Here is a 25,593-nt window from a genome sequence, read left to right as displayed (position 1 = left end):
TTCATAACTGCTGACCCCATAGCGTGTTACGCAGCGGGACAATGCTTTCGTATACCCGGTAGCGGTAGTGCTTCCATTCATCCCCCGCTTCCATGCTGAATTCCTTGGTGCCGTTGGCCCAGCGGGGTGCGGAGTTGGTGACTTTGTCTTTTTCGTAGTGCGGAATACGCATCAGTACGGCGATACGCACAGCAAGAATCTGCTCCCACCTGGTTGCACCGGGGGTAAGCGAAGCGGTCCATTCGGCTTCTTCATCGATCGCGCCATTGGCGTTGGCGTCATAGCCGTATTCGGCCTGAAGTTGCAATATGTCATGGGCCACGGCGACCTTGCCCGTCTCGGTTTCATCGAGATGGTTGTAGCGGGTCAGTTGCTTCTTGTCGTCCACGCTCCAGACGGTGAGGGTGGGCTCCGGCCCCAGGCTGTAGAGCATGCCTTCGCCCAGACTGCTTTTGCTCGAATCCAGGAGGCTGATGTGAGCGCCATCATTGCGCGTGGCATCGACCTCCTTGCCTTGGTAATAATCCTGGTAGGTGCCGGTCTTTCGATGGACCTTGTTTTTGTTGGCGGCTGCTGTTGGGGATGTCGGCTCGGCCCCGGCGGTCACTTCCATCAGCAGGCAATTGTTGGTGAAGCTGTCGCTGGTGCCCAGGATCACATCGCCGGCCTGAAAGCCCGCATTCGATCTCTCCATCTTGAATTCACCGCCGCTGCTGTCCACATAGCGGGCGCCAGCAAACATATTGCTGGAAGAGCCAGTCAGCACCCAGATCCTCCCGTCTGCGATGCGCACAGGTAGCAGCGGGAAGTCGAAAGCGGCCGTGCTGCGTCCGCTGTTGTACGCTTTCACTGAGCAGTTGAGATAGCGGGGGTCGATGCTTGCAAACCCCAGCCCTGCCGAGCGAATGTCGCGTTCAATGGCGAACAATGCCATGGAGCCTGCCGTCTGCGCTTCACTGATCGAGACGATGGTGCGCCGCCGCCCTTCGGACGTTGCATACAACTGGTAGATGGCCAGCATGCTGGCCAGACCTATGGCCAGCCCCACCATGATTTCGATCAGGGAAAAACCAAGGGACCGACCCATTGCCAACGGTGTTGCGCATGGGAGCTTGCGTTTTTTCATTGGCATGCCCTAGTGCACGAAAGCCTGGATCTGGTAGTTGCGCACGGCCGGGTCATTGGGCCCTTGCCAGCACAGCGTGACCGTGATCCGATTGTCATCCGCTGCATCAACCCTGACTTGCTGCATGGCAGCCGTGGTGCCAGGCAGGCCATGTACGTTGGTTTGCTCGCCCCGTGCGGCTTTGAGCACGCTTTGGAACGTGGCGTCTCCTGCACTATCGCCGCTGAAGTTACACATCTCGCCATCGGGCTGGTGCTGGAACGCTGTCAGCGAGTTCGCCAGATTGTCTGGCGAGCTGCGGCTCACTTTGAGCTCGATCAGCCGCACGATCTGCGAAGCGAACATGCCCGCCTCCGTGCGGTACTGCGCATGACCGGCCCAGGTCGCGGACTTCATGGTCAGCCCGGCAATTCCGAGGATGCCAGTCATGACGATGATGATGGATACAAGTGACTCGATCAGTGCAATGCCGTGCTGGTTGCGGCCCTGTCTTGCGCCTGTCCTGGCGGGGGAGGTCAGCATTTGCGGTTATCTCCGTTGTTTGAAATGCCTGGATCGCACAAACGAACCTGTCCGCCAAGCGATATGACGACATGCAGGCAACGGCGGGGACCCTGCGGATAGCAGGCGTCCGCTGCGGGGCCCAGGAATTTGACGATCTGCTTGACGGAGGCCGCCCCCTGGCCATTGAACTGCACGACGGCCTCGTTGGCCTCCACGCGCAGTCCCGTTGTTGCTTCCTTCGGATCTTTGCTGTCAACCCATTCCGTTCCCTCGAGCGTGCTCCAGTCGACTCCCTGCAAACCACCTGCCAGCGTGACCCAGCCGAGGGCATTCACGCTGGTCGTGGGCGGCGAAGCGCTCGGATCATCGGTCAGCAGGAGCCGTACCTCGGCATTGCGACGTACGGCCTCGGCGCGCGCAAGTTGTGCGCTGCTGTAATAGGTCTGTGCCGCTGCGCGGATGCGAGCGTCGCTCAGGTAGGCGCTGGCGCTGGGTAGCGTCATCAGCATGAAGAAGACTGTGAGACCCAGGCCAACGAGCATCTCGACAAGGGTGAAACCCTGTACAGCGCGGCGCATCAGCAACTTCCGTCCTTGCGTGAAGACCAGCAATTGGCTTCAGGCGTCGTCCAGCCAGTAGGCGTTGAGACAGTCTTGCGCACGCCCTTGGTGTCAAGGGTGAAGACAAAACCACTCATGCTGCCCTTGCCTGTGGCGGTGACCTTCGGGGGTGTTTCGTCCAGGGCGCAGGTGTACTTGAAGTGGCTGGTTTCCGCAGGCAAAGGCGCAATCGAGTCCGCCGCGCAGGCACCGGTGTACTGGCGGTAATCCTGGAAATACTGCTCCAGCTTGGCCCCCATGTCCGCAAGAGGCACCAGGCCATCGACGATGCGGCCGCGCTTGAGGTAGTCGCTATAGCTAGGCACGGCGATTGCCGCCAGGACGCCCATCATGGCTATGACGATCAGAAGCTCGATCAGTGTGAAGCCTCTCACACACTCACTCTTATGCATTGGTACTCAGTTTTTATTGAATTCAGGGCGCGAATTTAGGCAGAAGCCCAGAAAAACCCCGCAGAAAAATCTCAAAATAAGCAAATTCTTATAGAAATCAAGGAGTCCTGTACGTAAAGTACATTCTTCAATCCGAGTTTCATGGATTAATCACGGGGAATATTATTGGCACCGAAATTAACAACCCCATCATTATCATGATTCTTATTGTCTATTCCTTTCCCATTCATGAATATCCTCCCAAGCTCCTACTTCTGGTTGCGCCGGGCGATCTGAGTTGATATCGTTTTCGTTGGCATTCTGCTCTATTTTTTTCCGGTTTTTGCGAATACTCGCCAAAACCGACCACAGCAAAAAAAAAATACAAAAACCATGCTTATTGAGTACCACGACCAATCCAAAACTGGCTCAAACCGCATCAACTTCAATATCGAAACAACTGCACCCAATAGAATCAAGAAATACATACCACCCCCCTGCTGAACATGTGAATATGCAGATTTCAGTCAAGCGACATTCACTTCAATGCAATTTCTTGATCAGCGGCACGCCATTACGTTAGCTGCGCATGCAAGCCAAAACACAAAAGAGAACAGCAACTCCCAAAGACAAGAAGATCATTCCCATTCAGTCCTCACAAGCACCTAATAAATCGCCTCTCCTGCAAGGATGAACAACCATATAAATCAATGTCCTGGCAGCAATATTCAGCATCTGAAAAACCAGGCAGGAGTGCCTGCCTTGTACTGAAATGGCAAATCCTGCCACTCATGAATAATAGTGATCTGACTTTTTACATCAATCACCTGCTTAGCACCTGCACTACACCTCAGATCCCTGCCAGGAATTATTGATGATGAATTTCAGGAAAAAAGTATATCCGTCCTGATTATTGATTTATCGTACATATTTCTGCTGACCTCCCTGAAGATGAAACCGATGCGCTCTATTGGACAGATCATTCTTGAGCAATAGGAAATTGTCTCAGCGCCCTATATCTCCACGAGATCCACGCAACAGCCTCTCTAGGAAATCAACAAGCAATCATCAGAAAAATTATGGAAAAATGCAGTAAGGAAAACAGTTATTCAGGCGTTTGGGATCCTCCGCAGCAATCGACTTCTGCCTCACACCTGCGTACGCAGTCATGGTCCGCGCTTGAATATAGACTGGAGGAAACTTCACTTCCGCTGATTGATAGCATCAAGATCCTTCATTCCAGTGAGGGACGCGGATGGGGCGATTTAGCGGCAGTGATCACTCAGGAGTCCCCGCACACCATTGAGCACCGGCCTATCTCCGGCATATGGATTGCGATGGTGCTGACTCCAGCAGACATTCAGCGGAATGCACAGGGGGGAGATTTTGCAGGCTTGCTTGAGCCTCAGGCGCTTGTCATCACTCCGCCCGGTGAGGCCGTTGTAGATACGATAGGCAACCATACTCGCACGTTGCATTTCTTCCTGAAAGATAGTGTGCTTAGAGAGGTCGCTGAAGACATATTCGACTTAGGAAAGGTGGAATTTCACTACAAGGCTTCGTTCGGTGCCACCGACCCCATATTGTCGCAACTGATGCGCGCGACCAAACAGATGCTTTTGGAGGGTCTATATCAGGACTGGCGCAGCGAGTACCTCGCACGCGCAATTGGCAGCCACATCCTTCAGCGACATTGTGTGCTTGGCGGCAAGGAGTCCCCTCATGCCGACGTACAGCTATCAGCGTCTCAACTCAGAAAAGTGGATGAATATATGCGCGCCCACTTGGACCAGCCTTTCACATTCGGAGAATTGGCCGCATATGTTGGCTTGAGCCGTACCGTACTTTTCCAGCGATTCACCCGAACCTTGCATCTAACGCCCCACCAATATCGACAGAATCTGCGGGTTGCACAGGCCAAGTCGCTCATTAAAAATGGCGAAATGACGCTCTCCGAGGTTGCCAGGGCTTGTGGGTTTTCTGACCAAACCCACATGAATCGCATCTTCCGACAGCAACTGGGGGTGACACCTGGTCAGTATCGCAGGGACATCGAATAGGGCTCCTCGACAGTAAAGAGTCCGCCATGAACCATCCAGTTTTCAGACTCGGGTTCGGCGGTGCTCTCCCAGCCTGAGTGAAACCATCAGCGAGAGCACATGAGAGTCTTGTGCCCCCGTAATGAAGGTTGCATTTGGCAGTGAGGAGGACATAGGACGCATGGGGGAAGGTCAACACCGGGCAGAAGAATGCCGGGAAGACATTGGCCCTGCGGTCGCCGAATGACCGCCACCATGCTCGATTTGGCTACAGACAGCTGCTCTTTCGTCCATTCACTTGTGACCCCGAAATCAGGCGCAGGACGATCTGGCGCTCACATCGAATGTCTGCTCCAGGAATTCATGACGCCGGCAGCCTTTCGGCCATGAGCCAGCCTGAAGGGTCTGAAACGAATGATTTCCGGTCAATCCAGTGTGAACTTGCTCGGGGCTTAATGAACCCACAGCACCTCGAACTGCTGTTGGAGCGGAGCGATCTGTACCGACACCTCATCGCCTTCACACTTACCCAGCACAGCCCTGCCCAAGGGGGCTTTGCTGCTGATGACCTGGATGATTTCCGCACCGTTGAGCAACTTCATGTTCCCCCCATCCGGGCCGAGAAAGATCTGTTGTTGCTGGCCGTCTGAATCCACCAGGCAGATCAGTGCGCCGAGCTGTATACCTTGGCTGGCGTTATAGGGCTGCGGGCGGAACTGGCGCCAATGGGCCATCGCTTGGCGGATGGCTTGCGCACGGCGAGTTTGGCCAGCAGCCAGGTAGGCAGCTTCGAGACCCAATGTGTCGTATTTGTTTTCGGCGATATTTTCCTCATGAGTCGCCGCTTCATGGGCAACCCTCGCTGCCTGCTCGACTTGCACAAGGTCCTCGGCGAGCCGTTTCAGCACCTGCTGCTGCAACAACAATTTATCCATAACGAAAGGTAGGCATCTCGAACAAGTTGGAGGTCTTGATTATGAAGGCCCCTCCCCCTTTCAACGGTTCTATTGACTACAGGTCAATGGGTTGCCAGCACCTGTTCCACATCTGTACCTGGCACTTGGCCAGCAGTTGCCAGACTGAGCCCCACGGACTGCATTGAACCAATACACTGCTTGCCACCCTGCTTCGGGCGATAACGGCCTCCAAGGCCTTGCTTCAAGCAGATTCCGGATATCGACTTCAAATGCTACCCAATAGAACTACCAAGGAGACCCCGTGAACCGTCGACAGATACTTGCTTCCATCGCCGCCGTAGGCACGCTCACCACCATGGCAACCGTCCACGCGGAAGCCGCTTTTCCGCAAAAGCCAATTACTTTTGTCGTTCCGTATCTGGCTGGAGGAACAACCGATCTCGTGGCACGAGTCGTGGGCGAGCACATGGCACGCACGCTCGGCCAGGCTGTGGTGATCGAGAACAAGCCTGGCGCCGGGGGCAATATCGGCATGGATGCAGTAGCCAAGTCCAAGCCTGACGGCTACACGATCGGTTTCGGAGCCATCTCCACCAATGCGCTGAACCCGCACATCTACAAATCGATGGCGTTTGATCCCCGCAAGGACTTCACTGCAGTTTCCATGCTGGGCTACTCGACCATCGTGCTGGAAGTGGGCAAGAGCTTCCCGGCAAACAACGTGCAGGAGCTCATCGCCTACATCAAAGCGAACCCCGGCTTTCAGTACGGTACGGCCGGCGCCGGAACCAGCATGCACCTGGCTGGCGTGATGTTTGCGCAAATGACAGGCCTGGATACTGTCCATGTGCCCTATAAAGGTAGCGTGCCGGGTATTACCGACATGCTTGGCGGCCACCTGCCCGCCATGTTTGATAACCTGCCCGCTTCCCTGCCACACATTCAGGCAGGCAAGCTCAAAGCACTGGCCGTGGCAGGTAGCGAGCGCAGCCCATCGCTGCCCAATGTGCCGACAATCGCGGAGAGCGGACTCAAAGGCTACGCAGTCGACCCGTGGTTCGGCGTCTATGGCCCAGCCAAGCTCGATCCCGCTATCACAGCCAAACTCAATACTGCCATCAACCAGGCGCTGAGCGATCCGGCCGTCAAGGACAAGCTGGTGCAGGCCGGATTCACCCCCAAGGGGTCTGCGGCACAAGCCTTCGAAGCGCTGACACAGTCCGAATACAAACGGCTGGGTGACGTGGCACGCAAGGCCCAGATGCAGGTCAACTGACGACGCAGCCTCCAGACGCCTGGCAATAGAGAGTCGAAGCCAGGCCTCTTCGCACCTCGACACGCCCCAATGCAAAAGGCTTTTCCGCAAAGTAGCCGAAACAACCGCCGGACGAATGCGCAGACCGTCCAGGCAGGTTTGCCTTGCGCGAGGAAAGCGCACATGAACAAGCTGTTGACACTGGTCTGCCCCTCTTCCGAGCGCACACCCGAGGTGCAGCGCAAGGCGTCAAAGAGGGTCTGAATGCCTTGCTCGTCCATTGGGTCGCGAGTGACACGAATACCGGCTGCGGGGCCTTGCGCAGGTCGGTGTCGGTCTGGTGCCGATAGCCGTCCGCTTGGCAGTCCCGTCCACGACGAGACTGATGACGGCTTCACGCTCGGCTTGCGCCGTCACCCGCACCTCGCCCAAGGTGGCATCGAGCCCTGTTGCAGCGCCTGATGTCACTACGGGCGTGCCACCTGTCATTGCAGGCAGAAGCGATTGCCAGAGAGGAGACGCGTCGAGCCAAGCAGCCGACCCCGAGGACGAAGTTGCCGCTCAAGGCAGGCGACGCTCCAAAAACTGGTGTGGCCGGCGAAAGCCGCTCAAGCAGTGGTCCGTGATCGGCTGCGTATTCCGGTCAAACTGACTCTGGCTGTATGAGCGGTCTATCGCCGGATGGCAGGCAAGATCGACAAGCGGCAACAGCAGATCGAAGAAAGCATCCAACGCTATCTGACGGCTTTGGATACAGCGAACCGTACGCAGCCTGTGGAACTGGAAGCCAAGACCAACAGGCTCCAAGACAAGATCACAATGCTGCGCAAACAAATGCAGGCTCTCGATGAAGTGAAAGAACAGCTCAAAGAGCAACCAGACAAGCAACTTTCAACGACAGACCCTGATGCCAGATCCATGGCCACCAGTGGCCGAGGCTCAGGCATGGTGGCCCGTTCAGGTGGCAGTGGATGCTAAACATCACTTGATCGTTGCCCATGAAGTGATCAACCAAAGGGCATGACAGAAGTGCTTTGGCCTCCATAGCGCTGGCTGCACGCAGGGCCATGGGCAAACGCAAGCTGTAAGCCATTGCTGATCGAGGCTACTACAGCGGCGAGCAGATCAAAGCATGTGAAGACACTGGCGTCGCAGCCATTCTTCCCAAGCCCAATACCTCCAACGCTCGCTTCCAAGGACGCTTCGATCGTTCAGACTTCATCTACATCCAGAAAGATGACGAGTACCAATGCCCTGCAGGGCAGCGTGCCATTTACCGCTTTACCCGCGAGGAAGGTGGTTTGCAAATGCGGCGCTACTGGAGCAGCGCGTGTACGCAATGTGCGATCAAATCCAAGTGCACGCCCAGCGATTACCGACGTATTAGCCGATGGGAGCATGAAGGTGTTGTGGAACGTGCGCAGCAGCGTTTAATTCAAATGCCAGACGCCATGATGGTGAGAAGGCGAACGGTGGAGCATGTGTTTGGCACGCTCAAGCACTGGATGGGGTCCACGCACTTCTTGACCAAGCGGCTGCCCAATGTCAGCACCGAGATGAGCTTGAATGTACTGGCCTACAACCTCAAGCGAGTGCTTTGCATTCTTGGGTTTGAGAGAACAATGGCCGCGATGCGTCTGGTGGGCAGATGAGCCCTTTTTACGCGGTGAAATTAGCGTAAAAAAGACCTTGAATGCCCGATTGGGCGGGTTCAGATCGTTCTTGGCTGGAAAAATCTTCGACACCAGGAAAGGCGGGAAATCTATCGATTCGTTGGCTGAGATGCTGATGAAGTTTTTAGTTTCCACACAACCTCGGCCGAGAGCAGCATTTCGTCGTTGCCTCCGACAGCAGTCCTTCAAGCAATTGCTGCCCAGCTGAATCCACAGCCGACAACGGCCTGCCGGGCGCCTGCGCTAAGCGTAAATTCACCTGGCTCTGGTGATCCGACCTAGCTCCCGGCAAGCAGCCAGTTTTGCTGTCACAACAGCACCAGTGGAAAAAAGGACGTTGAACAACACTTGCCCATCTTTCCCAAGCCCTAGCATTGTCTGTCTATCGGTGGACTCTGCCGGGTTGCGGCATGGCACCATTGAGCCTTTCGATTGTGGAAAGAGGATCTCGATGCTGATCAATTGCGTGGCCTACGAAAAGGGATCCAAGCTGGCAGATATTGCTGTCGCCGATATCAGCGAGTACATCGCAAGGCCCGACTGCTTTGTCTGGGTGGCCTTGTCCGATGCAACGTCGGCTGAGCTGGACGAAATGCGTGCAGAGTTCAACCTGCACGAACTCGCCGTGGAGGATGCCAGCCACGGACACCAAAGGCCGAAGATCGAGGAATACGGCCAGTCCCTATTCGCAGTCATGCATCTTCTGGAGCCTGATACCGCTCAACCCGGCCAGTTCAACCTGGGCGAGGTGGATGTGTTCATCGGCTCCAACTACGTTCTGTCGGTCCGCAATCGCAGCAAACAAGGTTTCCTGGGAGTGCGGGATCGCTGCGAGAAAGAGCCCGAACTACTTAAGCACGGCTCAGGCTTTGTCTTGTATGCGCTGATGGATGCAGTGGTTGACCGCTACTTCCCCATCATTGAAGCCCTGGAAGCCGAGCTGGAGTCGGTCGAGCTACAGATTTTCACGCAGCGAGCTGCACGCGAGAGCATCAAGCAGCTGTATGGGCTGAAGCAACGTGTCATGATCCTCAAGCACGCGGTTGCTCCATTGCTGGAGGCCGTGAGCAAGCTCCACGGCGGACGTGTCCCCCAGGTCTGCGCGGGATCACAGGACTACTTCCGCGATGTAGCTGACCACCTGGTCCGTATCAACGGTCTCATCGAGGGAATGCGCGACACCATAGCGACGGCGATGCAGGTCAACCTCGCACTGGTCACAATCGATGAAAGCGAAGTCACCAAACGACTGGCAGCCTGGGCAAGCATCTTTGCAATCTGCACCGCCTTTGTGGGCATCTGGGGAATGAATTTCGAGCATATGCCAGAGTTGAAGTGGCAGTATGGCTACCCCGGTTCACTGCTGCTGATTGTCTGCGTGTGCAGCTATGTCTACTATCGCTTTCGCCGGGCCGGCTGGCTATGACACCAGCTTGGATCGGTACCGGGTACATCCTTTTGGATGCAGTCATCAGCAAGAAACCATGACCGAGCCGCAGCAGCGCCAAACGCCCCGCCCAGGCATTTCGAGCAATTCCCGTCGCACAAGCCGCACAGCTAAAGCCCGTTGTCCCCGTTCTGCCATCGCGGCTTGAGGAAGTTGGCCATGGGCGAAATGGCTTGGGACAGCCTTTCTGGATATTTCCGGTGCTGACTGCTTTAGGCTGGTTGCAGCCGCTGAGCTTTGGCAAGCTTGTGACCGCTGCTGCCGAGACCAGACGTTGACCCGCTATCTGATCAAACGACCGCTACGAGCCTCAAACCGGAAACTTGCTGGGTCTCAGTACCCCAGACAACCTGAGCGGCAGCTCTCGCAAGCTACGAACAGGTGCTGACGACCCGTTGCAGTCACACAGCACTGATTTTTTCGGCCAACCTCTGGCGTGTGGCTTCATCAATGATGCTACGCATCAATGCGAACAGTGGATCGGCGCTCGTGTGTTTCTGACCGTAGGTCAGATTGAACTCGTAGTCGAAATCAGGCGGGTTGAGCCCCTGGTTGTGCTGAAGGATTGTTTCAAGCTTATCCAGCGCTTTGACAGCTTTTGCTTCGGGTGTTGATGCATCCTCATACTCCTGCCAAAGCGCAAGGATGGCACTCCGGTGAGTCTCTTCGAGCGAGCGAGTCAAGTGCAGGAGGTCGGTCTTTTCCTGCGCACTCTTGTCGGGATGCTGGTTTTTCTCGATAGCGGGAATGTCCCCGTGAATAGCTTCGCCCAAATCATGAACGAGGCACATCTTGAGAATTTTGAGCATGTCCATGCCGGCCAACTCGTCCGCGAAGGTCATGGCCATCAGGCACAAGCGCCACGTATGTTCGGCGGTGCTTTCCGCTCTGCCCGTCGAAGTGTGTGAGCTCCGGAGCACGCTCTTGAGCTTTTCAGCCTCTTGGAGAAAGGCCAAGCGGCCCTTGATATCGTCGATATTCATGCCCAATTCTACAAAGCGCCATATGCTCTGGGTCGCTGCATGTCGAAAGCTCAGCTGCACCGCTAGGTGTTTAGTCCAGGCAAGGTAGTGCCCAGTGCTGATCTGCGCTTGTCGAGTGGAGAGCGACGCCCGCACGTGCCTATATTTGGCTTTAAACGGTAAATGCTGACCGACTGCTCATGGCCGATAGCTGCCAGCCGACAGAGACCCGGAGCTAGGCTGGTGCCGCTTCAACTACTCCCAAGGTGCCAATGTCGGCAGCTGCTCCGCCTCTTTCATTTACCCAGCCTGCCACTGGTCGATACACAGCTTTCAGCTTCTGCACACCCCACGTTTCTATTGCATGGACGATCGAAGAAAAGGTCGTTGCATACCCCGATCCAAACAGAGCACATCCAGGCTGGAGGCGTGTACAGAGCGCAGCGGTTTGATGGCAGTGCCTCCAAAGGGGACGAAGCACGAAGTTGGACTGATCTGAAAAACTGGTTCCTGAAGGCAGACGTTCACGAGCCGGTAGTGAATCAACAACGCGGCCGTCGGTTCGGATTACCGCCCTGTCGCCATGAAGTTTGACGGCTTGCTCCCGAGCCTCTTGCGAAACATCGTGGAGAAGGCACCCGGACTGTCATAGCCCAGTTGAAGCGCCACGGTTGTCACCGAATCGCCGGTCCCCAGCTTGGACATCGCAAAAAGAAGACACGCCTGGCTTCTCCATTCTGAAAACGATATTCCGGTTTGCGAGCGAAAGAACCGGCTGAAGGTGCGTTCACTCTGGTGCAGCTGCTGCGCCCAGGCCAGTGGCGACAAGCGCACGTCGGGCTGGTGAAGAAAAGCAATGCACAGAGTCGCCAGCCGTTCATCTCGCGGTAGCGGCGCAAAGAACGGCAGTGCTTCAGCGCGGCCGACCTCCAGCAGCAAAAGCGACATCAGCACGCCATCGCGACCGCGCTCGTCGTACAGCGCCGGCAAGTCGATGGCTTCGATGAGCAGTTGCCGTAGCAGCGGGGACACGGCCAGTACCTCGCAATGCGATTGGCTCCGTGGTACCTCATCAGGCTCAACGTACAGGCTTCGAGTGTTGACTCCCACCATCTTCACCCTGTGCGGCTTGCCTGCTGGAATCCACACACCACAGTGGGGAGGTATCACCCAGGCGCCATCGTCAGTACCGACCTCCATCAATCCGGTCGCGCCATAGAGGAACTGTGCTCGGCGATGGCTATGGGTATCCAGAACGGTGCCAGGCGCGTAGTCGGTGCCAATGGCCACAACGGCGCGAGGCGTGGCATCGAGGGAGTTCAGTGATTGATTGCGCACAGCAAGACTGCAAGAAGCGAATGGCCGAAATGCAAATATTGTTGACCAAACATCGAAAGCGCGCCACTCCAGAGCCATCTACTGTGAGGGCTCCTGCATCAATGGAGTTTTTCGTGTCGTTGTATTTGTTGTTGGCGGTCTGCGGATGTGTGACGGGCGTCACTACCGTTCTCTTTGGTTTTGGTGGCGGATTCGTGGTAGTCCCTCTGCTGTACCGCTTGTTGTCTACACCGAATGCCTCAGACAGCGCAGTGGGGCAGTCGGCCATGCAGATTGCCGTTGCAACATCCACCTGCGTGATGGTCTTCGGTGCGCTCCTCGCTACTTGGCGTCACCAACGCGCAGGAACCGTGGATTGGAGGGATGTCAGGCCTTTGCTGGGCCCCATTGGCGCGGGGGCCGTACTTGGCGCACTTGCGGCAACCGTTGTTCAAAGCGAATGGCTGCGCTGGGCCTTTGCGGCCTATCTGGCACTGACCATTCTGGACTGCTGGTTGAGGCCTGGATTTCTTGCTCAGCCCGCAGCAAAGCAGCACCGCCCTGGGCCGCTGGCGAATGCACTGTCCGGACTGGTTATCGGCTGGGTTGCTGCATTGCTAGGGGTCGGCGGCAGCGTGATGACCGTTCCCCTGATGCGCCGCCGTGGAATCGAAATGACACGAGCTACCGCCATGGCGAATCCGCTATCACTGCCCGTCGCGCTGGCAGGAACAGGGACTTACATCGTCCTGTCCACTCAATCTCCCCTACCTCTTGGAGAGTGGCACCTCGGCTATATCGACATACGAGCTGCTGCGGTGCTCGTGGCCGGCTCCTGGATTGGTATCCGTGCAGCATCGCTTTGGATCGGGCGTATTCCAGACCGAGTTCACGCGAAGGTTTATTTAGGGCTGTTGATCGCCGTCTTCTTGGCTATGGTGACCACATGACTGTGCACTACTCTGCCTTCATCCCGAACGTCGGCTTGTGAACAAAAGCTCTATTTCGCCAGCGCCCCTGAAGCAGTCGTCAGCCGACTGGCTGCTTGCATCGAACGTCTGCTGACGCAGGCTTCTATAGGTCCCGCACTAGCGGCCATTGGCATTCGTTCGGGTGAGAAGCCTGCGCGATCGACCAAGAGCCGCATGTGCGATATGACCTGATGAGGTCTCAGATAGAGGTATGGCTCAGGCAGTAAATCGCTTCAGAATCAACGATGCATTTACACCGCCGAAACCAAATCCGTTGAGCATGGCGTGCTCCATTGCATGAGCACGCGCGCTCCCGGCGATCAGGTCCAGGCCGTCCGCCAAAGGGTCTGGATGCTCCAGGTTGAGCACGGGTGGTGCGATCTGGTCGCGCAAGGCCAATACGGTGAAGATCGCAGCAGCTCCGCCTGCAGCACCCAGCATGTGACCCACGGCTGATTTGGTGGCCGTGATGGAGGGGCCGGGGCCTGCTCCAAACACTTGACGAATGGCTGCCAGCTCACCTCGGTCACCAACGGGAGTGGAGGTTGCGTGAGCATTCAGGTGTTGAATATCACGAGCTTGCAACTGTGCCTGTCGCAACGCGGCGCGCATCGATCGCGCGGCGCCTGATCCATCCTCGGGCCCGGAGGTGACATGGTATGCATCGGCAGAGGTGCCATAGCCCACGACCTCGGCCAGCGGCTCGGCGCCCCGCGCCAACGCATGATCCAGTGCCTCCAGCACCAGCAGGCCCGCACCTTCGGCCATGACAAAACCGTCCCGTGCCTGGTCGAAAGGTCGGGAGGCCTTCGCTGGATCGCCGCCGCAGAAGGCAGTCACTGCTTTTGCCGCAGCAAAGCTGCCGAGCGCAACTCGGTCAATCGTGGCTTCGCTACCGCCGCAAAGCGCCATGTCAGCTTCGTCATTGCGAATCAGACGTGCCGCATCGCCAATGGCCTGGATGCTGGCTGCACAAGCCGTCACCGGAGCACCCAACGGCCCCTTGAGCTGGTGCCTGATCGACACCTGTCCCGAAGCCAGATTGGCCAGGAACGCCGGCACGGTGAAAGGCGACAAGCGCTGCGGCCCTTTGCCATCCGTGGTTCGCACCGCTTCAACAATGGTACTGAAGCCGCCCACGCCGGAGCCGATGACGGTAGCCGCGCGCTCCTGTTGCTCGACGCTTGGATTCGCCCATTGCGCGTGCGCCAGCGCCTGGTCTGCCGCCCCCAATGCAAATGCGATGAAGCGATCCATGCGGCGTAGCTCCTTGGCCGAGATCACGGCTTCGGGGCTCCAGCCGGCTTGCGAATCCTCCTCCAGGCCTGGCACCCGCCCGGCGATGGAGACGCCTGTGCCTTCACCCACACCGGCGCTCAAGGCGCGTACCCCGGACTGGCCGGCCAGCAGGCGTTGCCAGGACAGCTCCACATTGCACCCTAGAGGAGAGACCAAGCCCAAACCGGTGATGACTACCCGACGACCCATGCTGCACCTTCCGCTATTGAACCCAGGAGCTGAGCCCAACTTTATTGATGATGGCCGCAATCATAAATGAGTTTTGATGATGAGTATCATCTAACGTATGAAAGTGAGCAAAGCACAGGCCGCCGAGAACCGCGAAGGAATCGTGGATGCCGCTGCGCGCCTTTATCGAGAAAAGGGCCTGGATGGCGTGGGCGTGGCAGAGATCACACGCGATGCGGGCTTGACACATGGCGGGCTGTACCGGCACTTCGAGTCCAAGGATGCTCTCGCACGCGAGGCCTGCCTGCGTGCATTTGAATGGACCATCACGCCGCTAGACGGACTGGAGTCCTCGGAGGCGGATGGCGCGCCTGCGACCAGACTCCGTGCGCTGGTGCATGGCTATCTTTCTGCGACGCATCGCGATCACCCCGGAGAGGGCTGCCCCGCTGCGGCATTGGCAGCAGATGCCGCAAGAGCGGGGCCGGAGATGTCGGAGGTTTTTGCCCAGGGAGTGGAACGCAATATCCAGCGCTTTATGAGCGTGCTCCCAGGTGATGACGCAGCCAAACGTACTCAGACTATCGTGACCCTCAGCAGCATGGTTGGTGCCTTGGTTCTCGCTCGCGCCACGGCAGCGGGCAACCCGGCGCTTTCTGAAGAAATATTGGCAACCTTGCGAGAGCAGTTAGCCCCATAGTCGCCCGAATTAGGCATGCGCTCGCACATTTGATGCGCATCTCAATTTTGGGCCTGGCGGCTGTCACGGTCTGGCCCGGGTCGCACTGGATATCCAGACCGTTGGAGCGCGAGCGCAAGTCGCTGTGCGCCGCGTCAACACAGCCTTCGTGCGAGCGGGCCTACTGGCTCCGGTACGGCGCCCAAGGCTATAGCACAGAGCGGCTTGTGCAGCCGCTGCCCTTCAGAGAGCGCCGTATTCGCTCAACTTCTTGCTGAACCTGAAGGTCCACAGTCGCTGCGCGCGATCGTTGACGTCATTGGTGGTGAAGCGCAGGCTCGCCGCGCCCTTGGCGCACTTGCCATCGTTCACGATCTTGCCGTCGGCATCCACCATGCACTTGGTGACATCCGAACCTTCGATCTCCTTGCCGCTGGCGTCCAGCACGGCCAGCGAGACACCGAAGTCGGTGTCGTTGGTCAGCGCCAATGTGTACTCATCGACCAGTGCCAGACCCTCGGCCTTCTCGGCCACCCAGCCGGTGGTGTTCAAGTTGAAGAGCCGGGTCTTCTTGAGCGCCACTACCTTGGAATAGTCCGAGCCATTGACTGGCTTGCCGGTCAGACTGCTCTTTTCCAGGTCGGAGCCCTGCGCGGTGATGTCGGTAGCGTTGGCAGGAAACTCGATCAGCACCAGATCGTTAAAGACTTTTTTGTCCTTGCCTGTGCCTTGCTCGATGGCGATGAACTTCCCATTGCCCAGCGAGACCACATCACCTAGCTTGGCATTGCCGGTCTTGCCCTGGCTGTACCAGCTGCTGTCCACGGGCAATGCAAACAAGCGGGTTTTCTCGGTAGTCGGGTCAAACTCCACCCAGCGCACAAAGCGGGCGTAGTCGCGCACGTTTTCCGACTTGCCGGTCGCATCAGGAACGGCAGCAGTGGTGTAGTCGGCCTTGCCGTCGTTCAGCGGGCTTTGCAGGAAACCGTGCAGCTTGCCGCTGGCCACATCGATGCTCAGCCCTTCCATGCCACGGTTGGCGCGGCGTTTGGCGAGGATGGCAGGCAGATCGGCCGTGCCAGTGCCGGGCTTGTATTTCTTCAGGATGATGCCGGTGGCCGGGTCGATCTTCACGATGAAGGGGCCGTATTCGTCGGAAACCCACAGCACATTGCGTGCGGCATCCACCACCACGGATTCGGTGTCCAGACCGAACTCACTGTAGCCCTTGGCCTTGCCGGGATAGGTGAAGGAGTCGTCCAGAACTTGCTCGCCCGTGTTGCCTGTGATGCCCCGTGGCTGCACACGACCATTAGCGTTCTGCGCGGCGCTGAACTTGAGCGGCAAGGTCGAGACGAGCCTGGCTCCGTCCTTGCCGAGGGTGATCACGCCAATGGACGGCGTGAAGTTGGGCGAAGGAAACACCGTGGAACTGGCGAAGCCCGTGGGGTTGGAGCCGTCGGTGATCTGCGTGACCGGACCAGTAGTGGCGTTCGGGCCGCGATCGGTGATGGCGTAGAACTCCAGCGTGCCGTCGGCGCGCCTGCCCTTCAAGGCCAGGCCCGAGCCATAGGCAGGCAGAAAGCCCTTGGGGAAATCGGCCTTGGTGCCGGGATGCTGGCCTTCGTAGGGGAAATAGAACTTGTCGTCGAACTGGACGTCCTGACGGGTGACGACGGCGCTGATGCTGCCAACGCCGGTGGTCTGCATGACCGGCTCGGGGTTGTCGACCTGGAGCTGGCGGGTGTCGGCGCAGGCGCTGAGCAAGGCAGTCGCGGCGGCAGTCGCTGCTATCAGGCAGGAGGAAGAAGTGAGATGGCGCATGGCGGGTATGGCTTGAGAGGAAGATGGAAGTCCCCAAAAAGCAAGCCCGGCGGGGCAAAGGCCTGCCCGGCCTTGGAGACTTCTTTGCTCAAAGAGGCGTTGTGCCGCTCAGAACGAGTGGCTGATGCCGATATCCACACCAGTCGACCCGGTATTGGCGACACCTGCAGGGCCGCCAATCAGACCAATGCTGGCGCCATTCTTGTTGTTGACACGCGCAATCCCGGCGTACACAGAGGTGCGCTTGGAGAAGTCGTAGACATATCCGATCGAATACTTGTCGCTCTTGCCGCCGCTGCGCGTGAGGGCTGTCGCGTTGCCGCTGAACTTGGCGCTGGCGTACTTGACGCGGAAGCTGCCTGGCCCGACGGGGATGGTAGCGCCCAGGTAGAAGCCGTCCACCTTCCCGGAGGTTGCGCCGCTGGCGGGTTTCCACTTCAGGCTGTTGTATCCGCCATTGAGCAAGAAACTACCGAAGTTGTAGGAAGCGCCCAGCGCCAAGTCTTCCAGGTCGCTGGTTGCGGCGATGGCGCTGGGCGATGTCACGGCTGCAGTGCCGTCGATCTTGCCGTAGCCGATACCCACGTTCAGCGGGCCGGAGCGATAGCCCAGGTTACCGCCTACGTATCTGCGGGCCTTGCTGGCACCAGAGTTGGAGGCGTTTTCATCACCAAAGGAAACCGAGAACTGGCCGTAGACACCGCCCAGGTTGCGCGGCAGGAAGTAGCCCACGGAGTTGCTGATGCGCGTGCGATCCACCGTGCCGCTTTGGCTGGCGGCGTTATACGCAGTCTGACGGATCGTCTGGAACAGGTTGGCCTGCACGCCGGTGGTGGTGTCGGGCCCCCCGAAGGCGGTGAAGATGTTGTAGCTGGGGGTGTAGTCGCGACCCAGGCGGATTTCACCCCAGGAATTGTTGACCAGTCCGATTGTGGAACGGCGCTCGAAACCCAGAGAGCCGCTGCTGCCGCCGCTCCCGGTGTCAGGGCTGAGGCCACCTTCGAGCCAGAACTGAGCCTGGTTGCCGCCGCCGAGGTCTTCCGTGCCGCGAAAGCCGATCAGGCTGGTCTTGCCTTGGCTGGAGTTCAGAGCATTGAGCCTGTTGTCGCCGGACTTGGCACTGGTGATGCCGACGTCCACTACGCCAAAAATGGTGATGGAAGACTGTGCCAGGGCCAGGCTTGAAGAAGAGGCCAGGAATGAGCCAACCACGACTGCCAGAGTACGCGAGCACGTTTTATGATTTTTCATTGACGAGATACGAACGGAACTTATCAGAGGGAATGGCGGCAGCTTTGCTGCAACCGCTGCCGGAACTCTAAGCAACACATAAGTACTTTTTGTGACGTTTGTACTGTGTGACATGAAAGTAACAGCAGCGGTGCATGCGGAGCGTTAGCTACCGGCAGCTCCTGGCCGGACTGCGACAGTCGCAGCTCAACCCGTTGCGGTCGTTCGAGTGTCAAGGACCATGCCTGCCATGCAGCGCTTACCGGCTGGTGCCCACATGCACGCTATCCGGATGCATAGAAAGAGGCGCTTGAATAAAAACCGACGAAGCGCATCCTGCATCCAGAAAAGCTCAGCCGGACGCGCGACTCTCGTCACTGGAGACATGGCTTTGTATCCGCGTGGAATCCTGCGCACGTCATTCAATACGGTACAGGCTGCCCACCCCCCCCCTTGCGCCGGCGTGCCGTTGGTACAGCCTGGCATTGGCAGGCCCTGCCCCCATCCGGCAGCCAAGAGCTGCACGTCATGCATAGGATCGGACGCCTTGGCACGCTCATTGCGGATGCGACAGGTTTCAGGATCAGTGGCGAACAGCCCGCGCGCGAACACCCGGCCCTGTTCCGCCAGCCTTGCGGTTTTCGAGGTACGGATATTCGCAAACGCCTGGAAGACGCCGTCCAAGCCTCCGTGTGCGCCATCCAGGCACCGGGCCAAATGCCACGCATCCTCCAGTGCCTGGCAGGCACCTTGCCCCGAAGTCGGCAACGGCGCATGCGCGGCATCCCCAACCAGCAGTACATTCGCCCTGCTCCATGTATGCAGCGGCTCCAGGTCATGCACCGCAATCAGCCGGATGGCATCTGCGGGCGTGGCCCGGATGAGATGCGCGACTGGTTCGGGCCATCCCGCAAACAGGTCCTCGACCTCCTTGCGCATATCTGCGGCGGGCGTGGCCTCATTGAGGGGCCGTGCCTGCGCTGCGGCCCAATACACCAGTTGAGGTCGAATCGCCACGCAGCCAAAGCGCTCGCCCGTCCCCCAGAAATCCTGAATCGCAATATCGTCCACCAGCGCATGCTGCCCCTGCGCCACGCCGATCCAGTTCACGAAGCCCTGATAGACAGGCGTGTTGTCACCCGCAACAAACTTGCGCGCCACTGACCCCATGCGACCGTCGGCGCCAATGAGCAGATCCGGGCGGATGCTCGCACCGTTCTCGAAATGGGCCACGGCTTTGCCATTGGCATCCAGCTCGATGGCCACCGCCCGGTGTCCGAACTCCACCGGTATCCCGGCCCGGGCTGCGTGATCGAGCAATACCTCCTGCAAGTGCTTGCGTAGCACCGTGTAGGTCGGGTATCCCATCGTCCGGTCCAGCAAGGCGATATCGAGGCCTCCCAATGCATTGCCCATGGCATCCTGGCGGCGCATTGTCAGCGGCTGACCGCCAACGGCCTCGATGTCTTGCAGCAGCCCCAGCTCTTCCAGCACAAAGCTCGCATTGGGCCAAAGCGTCACGCCTGCCCCCATGGTTGCCGGCTCCGTTCGGCGCTCATAGACGCGAGGGTTGCAGCCCTGTTTGCGCAAAGCCAGCGCCACGCTCAAGCCCGCAATGCCACCGCCAAGTATTCCAATTTCCACGCTAGATCTCTCCTGTCCATACGATTCCCAATGCACGGCCCGCTGCGTTGCATCGAGCAAAATGGGCATCTTAGATTTCGCCGCTAAAGAGAACTAGCATGCAAAATTGGGACGTTTTCATACCTCAAACGGGATAATCAATGCGCGATGCACTCGATCTGAATACCGTACGCGTCTTTACGGCGGTTGTTGATGAGCAGAGCTTTGCTGGTGCATCGCGTCTTTTGGCCATGCCCTCGTCCAACGTCAGCCGCCACGTCGCGTCACTGGAGCGCAGACTCGGCACACTGCTGCTGGAGCGAAGCACCCGCCACCTGCGCATGACTGAAGCCGGTCGATTGCTCTACGAACGCGCAAAGCCCTTGCTCGAAGCCCTGCTCTCCACGCAGGAGGAGCTTGGCGCGGTGCAGCGCGAACTGCGTGGCTCTCTGAAGATGTGCATGCCTGGCGAGGCACCAAGGTTGCTGGCCCCCATCCTCGCCGAATTCTGCAGCCTCCATCCGGGGGTCGAGCTCGAATGCGATACCCGGATGACCGGACTGGAAGCGCTTCGAGAGGACGTTGACCTTTCTATCGTCTTCCACCGGGGCCATCAGGAGGACAGTGCTTTCATCACCCGCGAGCTCGCCACCCTGCCCAGCATTGTGGTTGCCGCCCCCTCCTTGCTGGCCAGGACCGGTATGCCACGCCATGTGCGTGAGCTGAAATCTCTGCCCTGCATCACCACCCTCAGCGCGCTGAAGGGCCAGCCCTGGCAATTTCAGGACGCTGCGGGGCAAATCGTCAAGGTGCCGGTCCGCAGCCGCTACCGCGTCAACAGCGGAGAGCTTGCCGTGGCAGGTGCACGGCAAGGCATCGGCTTCGCGATTGTGGCGGCCTATCCCTGCCAGGAAGACCTTGCAACGGGTCGATTGCAGGAAGTGCCACTGGACCTTTGCCCTGCCCCCCTGCAATTGCTGGGGGCATACAGCCATCGACATTCCGTGACTGCGCGTGTCCGGGCACTGCTGGAATTGATACAGCTACGGTTGGCCGAATCGGGAAGCCCTCTCACGGACCCCAGAGCACATGGGAAGGTCTAGGAGCAAAGTGATGCACCGCGCTCAAAGTCGAGTCTTTTCCGAGTGCAAGCAATCTCTTGGCATGATTTTTTCAATGCCCGCTTCTGACCGGACTGCGCCTGTCGCAGATCGACCCGGATCAGCCACCGAAACATTCACACAAAGCAGAGGTAGAGTTCACCCGCATAAAGAGGTACTTTTCATATTGCATCGCTCACGGGTCAAGCTGCGACTGGCGAATGCTCGAATGTGGGTCCACTCGCCTGCGTCCGAACAGACTCGAAGATGCGGCCTTTGCCAGCGTGCTTTGCCATGTACATGGCCACATCGGCACGCTCCAATAATGAGTCGCAGGACTCGTTGTCGCCCACATAGTAGGCAATGCCGATGCTGCACCCCACCATGGCGGCATGTCCATCTTCTACCGCGATGGGAATCTGCACCATGTCCAAACAGCGCTGCATGATGCCTACCGCGTTCTCGCGATTGTTTTTTCCTGTCAACACCACCACGAACTCGTCGCCACCAAGCCTCGCTACACAGTCATGCGAACGAACTGCACTGTTCAACCTCTCGGCAACTGTCTGCAGCACAATGTCGCCTGCGTCGTGTCCGTAGGTGTCGTTCACGCTCTTGAAACCATCCAGATCGACAAAACACGCGGCAACAGTGCCTTGGTCTCGATCAGCAAGCGCGATGGACTGTTTTATTTGCGCGATGACGAGACGGCGGTTAGGCAACCCCGTCAGAGCATCATGAGTGGCTTGATATTCAATCTCTTTCTGGCGCTTTTTATGAGCTTCCACATCCACGAAAATCCACACTGAATCGGTGTCGGTGATCTGTGCAGCATTGGCATCGACCCAGAAAATTTGACCACTGCTGTTTTGCAGCTGCACCTCGGTGCGAAAACGCCTATTGTGGTTGAGTGCCTCACCAGAAAGTCTCCCCATCCGCTCATATGTTTCATCGTCGGGATAAATGCAGCGCTTGGATTGCTGGAGTAACTCGGAAACACGCTTGCCCACCATGCGCGCCATGGCTTTGTTGGCCCAGAGTATTTTGCGGTCGCGTACCTTGATCATGCCGATCAGGTCATTTTCCACAAAGAAGTTTTGCTCTTTAAGCAGCTGTGCGTTCTGGAGTTTGGCAGCGAGTTCCCGCTGCTGATGCCAGAACAAGCTCCCAGCACCAAACGCCATAAGCAGCACGCAAAACGCGGTCAAGCTCCACACGGCCACCGCTTCACTGCGCCAGGGTTGAAGGTAGCTTGCAGTGCCCAGACCTGTATACACCGTCAATGGATAGAGGGCTGAAAGGCGTTGATAGGCAGTAATGCGCTCGATGCCGTCCAATGCAGTCGGCGTGATGTACCAGCCATGCTCTGGGTTGAGCCGCCGAGTTTCTTTGAGCGCCGAGGATGTCAAGGTTCCGCCGATACCTTCCGTCGACGTCGGTTCAGCAGCGGAGTAACGAGCCACTAACCGGCCCTCGGCAGAGCGCAAGGTGGTGGCGCTGTCTTCACCTGGTGTCAACGTCTCAAACAATTTGCGGAAATGCTCCACCTCCAAAACCACAAAGACGGCCCCCTTGAAAGCCCCATCACGGGACTCCAGCTTGCGACCCAAAACAAGACTCCACTGTCTAAAAGAATGGCTGATCAGTGGCTCGGAGATCACCATCTGGTTCGAGTGCTTCAAAGCGTCGAAGTAGCCCCGCTCCTTGATTGAGAAGGGGCGTTCGCCAGATGAAAGGCCAAGGCGAACCACGCCGGATTCATCAGCCACGCGCACGGCCTTGGAAAAAGGCAGCAAGGCCCGCTGATTGATAACGGCATTCTCAAACTCAGGTGCGGTTGATCCAGCCTCCTGGAATTCTTGAGCAATCGTCGCTAGAGCGTTATCGATAAGCCGCATCTCGGTGTTTAGCTCATAACTCAACAGGCGAGCTTGGTTAACCGATGCATCCACTCCCCGCTGAACGTGATAGTCATACGACTCATGCAGATTGTGCCAAGTAATTGCTATCAATATAGAAGCAATAAAGACAACTCCTGCAATGGTTTTCAGCAAAAGATATCTAGACTGGATAAGACTTTTAACTAGACCATCTATCAGCTGATCAATGAAGCTGACTTTCTTCTTGTGCGGGGCTCGAATGCTCAACATGAATTCCGTTGTCTCAGGAGAAGCTCACTCAAAGAGTAGAGCACAGGCCCCAGCAACCGTCGCAGCCGATCCAAGCAACTTTCTGCTCCACATCAATGCTCTGACAAGTGAGTTTGTTGCGAAGAAACGTAGAGTTTTGATGGATGTCTGCTTTTTGCAAGAGCCACCGGCAGCTTCTGGCCGATAGTGTGAATACACGAATATGCCAGGAAACGGAAACCCCGATAGGCGGCCCCTGCCGGAGAAGTCGGCTGTCAGCGAAGTCCAAAAAACGGAGCTACCGGCCTGAGCAGGCGGTCTGCACCCTTGCCGCGCGGGCAGCGCTAGAAGACGTCCATAGGCAGGCGTTGCCAATGGACGAGGTTGCTTCAGCCTTGAGGCATCTGGCTCATGTCCATGAACATGACTTCCCAGATGTGGCCGTCTACGTCCTCGAAGCTGCGGCCATACATGAAGCCGTGGTCTTGCAAGGGGTTCACGTCCGCCTTGCCTCCGTGAGCGGAAACGGCCTCAAGCATGCTGTCGACGGCCGCGCGGTCGTCGGCGCTCAGGCACAACATGACTTCGCTGGCAGCATGGGCGTCGACGATAGGCTTATGGGTGAACGTGGCCCACTTCGGGTGGGTGAGCAGCATCACGTAGATGCTGTCGGAGACGACCATGCAGGCAGCGGTGTTGTCGCTGAACTGCGGGTTGTTGACGGCGCCGATCGCTTCATAGAAGGACTTGGCCTTCGGCAGGTCAGCGACGGGCAGGTTGACGAAGATTTTCTTGGACATTGGAGGCTTTCAAGGTCTGTGCAGAGAGGCAATCTTCAGGCGTTGGCGAGCGACGTCAACAGTTCGTCCAGGAGCTGCATGCTGGATATGAGGCCGTCTTCCTGCCCGGGTAACCACAGCTTCCCTGTTTCGGAGCGGGTGGGTATTGATACATCATATCCAGCTGCACCAGTGTCAGCCAACCGAGTTAGCTCTCGTTCAGGTCGCAGGCTGACAATGGCCGCAACCGAGAGTCGTCGGTGATCCAAGGCAGCTATCGACCGGTTGCCGCACTTCAAGATTTGACGATCGAGGACCGCCAAGCAGCGATTACGGCTGCTCGCACTCACATTACGAATTTTCGCCAGCCACCATATAGCGGTCATCCGAGCTATAAGGCTGGGAGCTTCTCAATGGCAGGTTTCCTTGAGTAGTTGGCAGCAACCTTCGATAAAAGCTGGAAGTCCGTAGTCACCCTCCATGAGGGTGATGCGATCCAGCTGGCATCAGAATTTTTGATCAATCCCAGCCCGATTCAAAGAAGCCTGAAGCTCTTATCAAAGGTCGCCTCAACCTCCAGCTTTTGCTTGAGCAACCGTGCTTTCACATAAAAATCTGCGGTGCGCTGCTGGTCAGCAATGACTGCGGCATCAATATCTTGCCAACGCATGGCTCTGCGCTCAAATTGCAGAGTCGCGGCTGCCACGGGAATGCCAATGATTTTGGCCAGCGATTGGCCATAAGCATCAGCATTTTTGTAAGACCAGATTTGTGCTCTGGCGACACGCTGTTTGAAGTCCTGCAGGGCTTCACGCTTTTCTTTGAGAGCTACATCGGTTGCAGCCAAAAAGCTCAGGCCACTCCACAACCCTCGTCCATTCACCAGTACGCGTGCATGCTGGCTAGTTTCCGCCAAAGCTGTATATGGCTCCCAAGTTGCCCACGCATCCACCGAGCCTTGTGTCAGCGCCAGCTTGGCATCGGCTGGCGGAATGAATTTGAACTGCACGGAGTCCAGTGGCAGCCCTGCAGTATCCAAGGCTTTGAGCGCCACAAAATGCCCGATCGAGCCGCGATTCGTGGCAATGCTTTTGCCTTTAAGGTCGTTGACGGATTTGAATGCTGAATCTGGGCGTATCAAAATGGCGGTGCCGTAGGCATCAGAGCGCTGTGCGGCAAATGCCTTGGCAGCGCTGCCCGCCGCCAGACTAAACAACAAGGGTGCATCGCCAATAATGCCGAAATCAATGGCCCGGGCATTTAACGCCTCCGCCAGAGGTGCGGCTGCCGGGAACTCACTCCACTTGATGTCATAGGGCAAATCCTTGGTCTCACCTGCCGCATCCAGCAAGGCCTTCAACCCACCTTTTTGATCGCCTGCGCGCAGTTGCACGCGATTGCCTTGCGCCCTCACACTTGAAGCGCCCAACAAGCTGGAACCCGCAAAAACAGCGCCCAGCACTTGATGGAATTGTCTTCTTTGCATAACCGTCCTTGTGATGTCTGAAATACAAGGACCATTGCAGCAGTCAAGTTGCTTTAGGTGAAGCGAGTAATTCG

At 57.6% G+C, this 25,593-nt stretch carries 19 protein-coding genes and 2 pseudogenes; 7 read left to right on the top strand and 14 right to left on the bottom strand.

Going from position 1 to position 25,593, the window contains the following annotated elements; genetic code table 11:
* Position 1: 1 nt before the first annotated feature.
* Genes QYQ99_RS21840 through QYQ99_RS21825 form a run of 4 tightly spaced genes read right to left on the bottom strand, consistent with a single transcriptional unit; the run spans position 2 to position 2,624 of the window.
* Positions 2-1,087: a PilW family protein gene (locus QYQ99_RS21840; RefSeq protein WP_302089985.1), complete on the bottom strand. Its 1,086-nt coding sequence runs from the start codon at positions 1,085-1,087 to the stop codon at positions 2-4.
* Between the two features lie 48 nt (positions 1,088-1,135).
* The gene (locus tag QYQ99_RS21835) at positions 1,136-1,648 is read right to left on the bottom strand and encodes a hypothetical protein (protein WP_302089984.1); all 513 of its coding nucleotides are present in this window, start codon (positions 1,646-1,648) and stop codon (positions 1,136-1,138) included.
* Complete coding sequence (locus QYQ99_RS21830; RefSeq protein WP_302093242.1) at positions 1,642-2,208, bottom strand: GspH/FimT family pseudopilin; 567 nt, start codon at positions 2,206-2,208, stop codon at positions 1,642-1,644. The genes QYQ99_RS21835 and QYQ99_RS21830 overlap by 7 nt, the downstream gene beginning before the upstream one ends.
* The gene (locus QYQ99_RS21825) at positions 2,208-2,624 is read right to left on the bottom strand and encodes a type IV pilin protein (RefSeq protein WP_302089983.1); all 417 of its coding nucleotides are present in this window, start codon (positions 2,622-2,624) and stop codon (positions 2,208-2,210) included. Before QYQ99_RS21825 ends, QYQ99_RS21830 begins: the two co-directional genes overlap by 1 nt.
* Before the next feature lie 1,076 nt (positions 2,625-3,700).
* Between QYQ99_RS21825 and QYQ99_RS21820 the strand changes: the two genes are divergently transcribed.
* The gene (locus tag QYQ99_RS21820) at positions 3,701-4,681 is read left to right on the top strand and encodes an AraC family transcriptional regulator (protein ID WP_302089982.1); all 981 of its coding nucleotides are present in this window, start codon (positions 3,701-3,703) and stop codon (positions 4,679-4,681) included.
* Between the two features lie 431 nt (positions 4,682-5,112).
* Here the strand turns inward: QYQ99_RS21820 and QYQ99_RS21815 are convergent, their stop codons facing one another.
* Positions 5,113-5,595 (bottom strand): GreA/GreB family elongation factor, encoded by a 483-nt coding sequence (locus QYQ99_RS21815; RefSeq protein WP_302089981.1) that lies wholly within the window; start codon positions 5,593-5,595, stop codon positions 5,113-5,115.
* A 283-nt stretch (positions 5,596-5,878) separates the two neighbouring features.
* Between QYQ99_RS21815 and QYQ99_RS21810 the strand changes: the two genes are divergently transcribed.
* The 3 genes and pseudogenes from QYQ99_RS21810 (at position 5,879) to QYQ99_RS21800 (ending at position 9,931) form a co-directional block, all read left to right on the top strand.
* Positions 5,879-6,853 carry a Bug family tripartite tricarboxylate transporter substrate binding protein gene (locus QYQ99_RS21810; protein WP_302089980.1) on the top strand — a complete coding sequence of 325 codons (975 nt, stop codon included), beginning with the start codon at positions 5,879-5,881 and terminating at the stop codon, positions 6,851-6,853.
* A 669-nt stretch (positions 6,854-7,522) separates the two neighbouring features.
* Positions 7,523-8,484 (top strand): annotated as a pseudogene (locus QYQ99_RS21805) (transposase); the annotation flags it as partial.
* Positions 8,485-8,956: 472 nt separating this feature from the next.
* On the top strand, positions 8,957-9,931 hold the full coding sequence (locus QYQ99_RS21800; RefSeq protein WP_302093241.1) for a magnesium and cobalt transport protein CorA: 975 nt from the start codon (positions 8,957-8,959) through the stop codon (positions 9,929-9,931).
* Between the two features lie 422 nt (positions 9,932-10,353).
* On the opposite strand, the gene QYQ99_RS21795 is transcribed toward QYQ99_RS21800, so the two are convergent.
* On the bottom strand, positions 10,354-10,935 hold the full coding sequence (locus QYQ99_RS21795) for an HD domain-containing protein (protein WP_302089979.1): 582 nt from the start codon (positions 10,933-10,935) through the stop codon (positions 10,354-10,356).
* 546 nt (positions 10,936-11,481) lie between these two features.
* Positions 11,482-12,252: an AraC family transcriptional regulator gene (locus tag QYQ99_RS21790; protein ID WP_302089978.1), complete on the bottom strand. Its 771-nt coding sequence runs from the start codon at positions 12,250-12,252 to the stop codon at positions 11,482-11,484.
* A 20-nt stretch (positions 12,253-12,272) separates the two neighbouring features.
* On the opposite strand from QYQ99_RS21790, the gene QYQ99_RS21785 reads away from it, so the two are divergent.
* Positions 12,273-13,181, top strand: coding sequence for a sulfite exporter TauE/SafE family protein (locus tag QYQ99_RS21785; protein ID WP_302089977.1), 909 nt, complete (start codon positions 12,273-12,275; stop codon positions 13,179-13,181).
* 237 nt (positions 13,182-13,418) lie between these two features.
* Here QYQ99_RS21785 and fabF read toward each other — a convergent pair whose 3' ends face one another.
* Positions 13,419-14,690, bottom strand: a complete 1,272-nt coding sequence (gene fabF / locus QYQ99_RS21780) for a beta-ketoacyl-ACP synthase II (RefSeq protein ID WP_302089976.1) — start codon at positions 14,688-14,690, stop codon at positions 13,419-13,421.
* A 97-nt stretch (positions 14,691-14,787) separates the two neighbouring features.
* Here fabF and QYQ99_RS21775 point away from each other — a divergent pair, with 97 nt between their 5' ends.
* Positions 14,788-15,369, top strand: a complete 582-nt coding sequence (locus QYQ99_RS21775) for a TetR/AcrR family transcriptional regulator (RefSeq protein ID WP_302089975.1) — start codon at positions 14,788-14,790, stop codon at positions 15,367-15,369.
* 222 nt (positions 15,370-15,591) lie between these two features.
* Here QYQ99_RS21775 and QYQ99_RS21770 read toward each other — a convergent pair whose 3' ends face one another.
* The 3 genes and pseudogenes from QYQ99_RS21770 to QYQ99_RS21760 all read right to left on the bottom strand — a co-directional run bounded on the left by QYQ99_RS21770 (position 15,592) and on the right by QYQ99_RS21760 (position 20,046).
* Complete coding sequence (locus QYQ99_RS21770) at positions 15,592-17,172, bottom strand: esterase-like activity of phytase family protein (RefSeq protein ID WP_302089974.1); 1,581 nt, start codon at positions 17,170-17,172, stop codon at positions 15,592-15,594.
* A gap of 108 nt (positions 17,173-17,280) precedes the next feature.
* On the bottom strand, positions 17,281-18,423 hold the full coding sequence (locus QYQ99_RS21765) for a porin (RefSeq protein ID WP_326999253.1): 1,143 nt from the start codon (positions 18,421-18,423) through the stop codon (positions 17,281-17,283).
* 397 nt (positions 18,424-18,820) lie between these two features.
* Positions 18,821-20,046: pseudogene (locus tag QYQ99_RS21760) on the bottom strand (FAD-dependent monooxygenase).
* A gap of 140 nt (positions 20,047-20,186) precedes the next feature.
* Here QYQ99_RS21760 and QYQ99_RS21755 point away from each other — a divergent pair.
* On the top strand, positions 20,187-21,128 hold the full coding sequence (locus QYQ99_RS21755; protein ID WP_302089972.1) for a LysR family transcriptional regulator: 942 nt from the start codon (positions 20,187-20,189) through the stop codon (positions 21,126-21,128).
* 200 nt (positions 21,129-21,328) lie between these two features.
* Here the strand turns inward: QYQ99_RS21755 and QYQ99_RS21750 are convergent, their stop codons facing one another.
* The 3 genes from QYQ99_RS21750 to QYQ99_RS21740 all read right to left on the bottom strand — a co-directional run bounded on the left by QYQ99_RS21750 (position 21,329) and on the right by QYQ99_RS21740 (position 25,519).
* Positions 21,329-23,275 carry a bifunctional diguanylate cyclase/phosphodiesterase gene (locus tag QYQ99_RS21750; RefSeq protein ID WP_302089971.1) on the bottom strand — a complete coding sequence of 649 codons (1,947 nt, stop codon included), beginning with the start codon at positions 23,273-23,275 and terminating at the stop codon, positions 21,329-21,331.
* A 368-nt stretch (positions 23,276-23,643) separates the two neighbouring features.
* Entirely contained in the window at positions 23,644-24,054 is a 411-nt protein-coding gene (locus QYQ99_RS21745) for a VOC family protein (protein WP_302089970.1), read from the bottom strand.
* Between the two features lie 514 nt (positions 24,055-24,568).
* Entirely contained in the window at positions 24,569-25,519 is a 951-nt protein-coding gene (locus QYQ99_RS21740) for an ABC transporter substrate-binding protein (RefSeq protein ID WP_302089969.1), read from the bottom strand.
* Positions 25,520-25,593: the final 74 nt, after the last annotated feature.

Source organism: Comamonas testosteroni (assembly GCF_030505195.1).
Lineage (GTDB): Bacteria > Pseudomonadota > Gammaproteobacteria > Burkholderiales > Burkholderiaceae_C > Comamonas > Comamonas testosteroni_G.
This window is presented reverse-complemented; position numbering and strand designations above follow the sequence as displayed.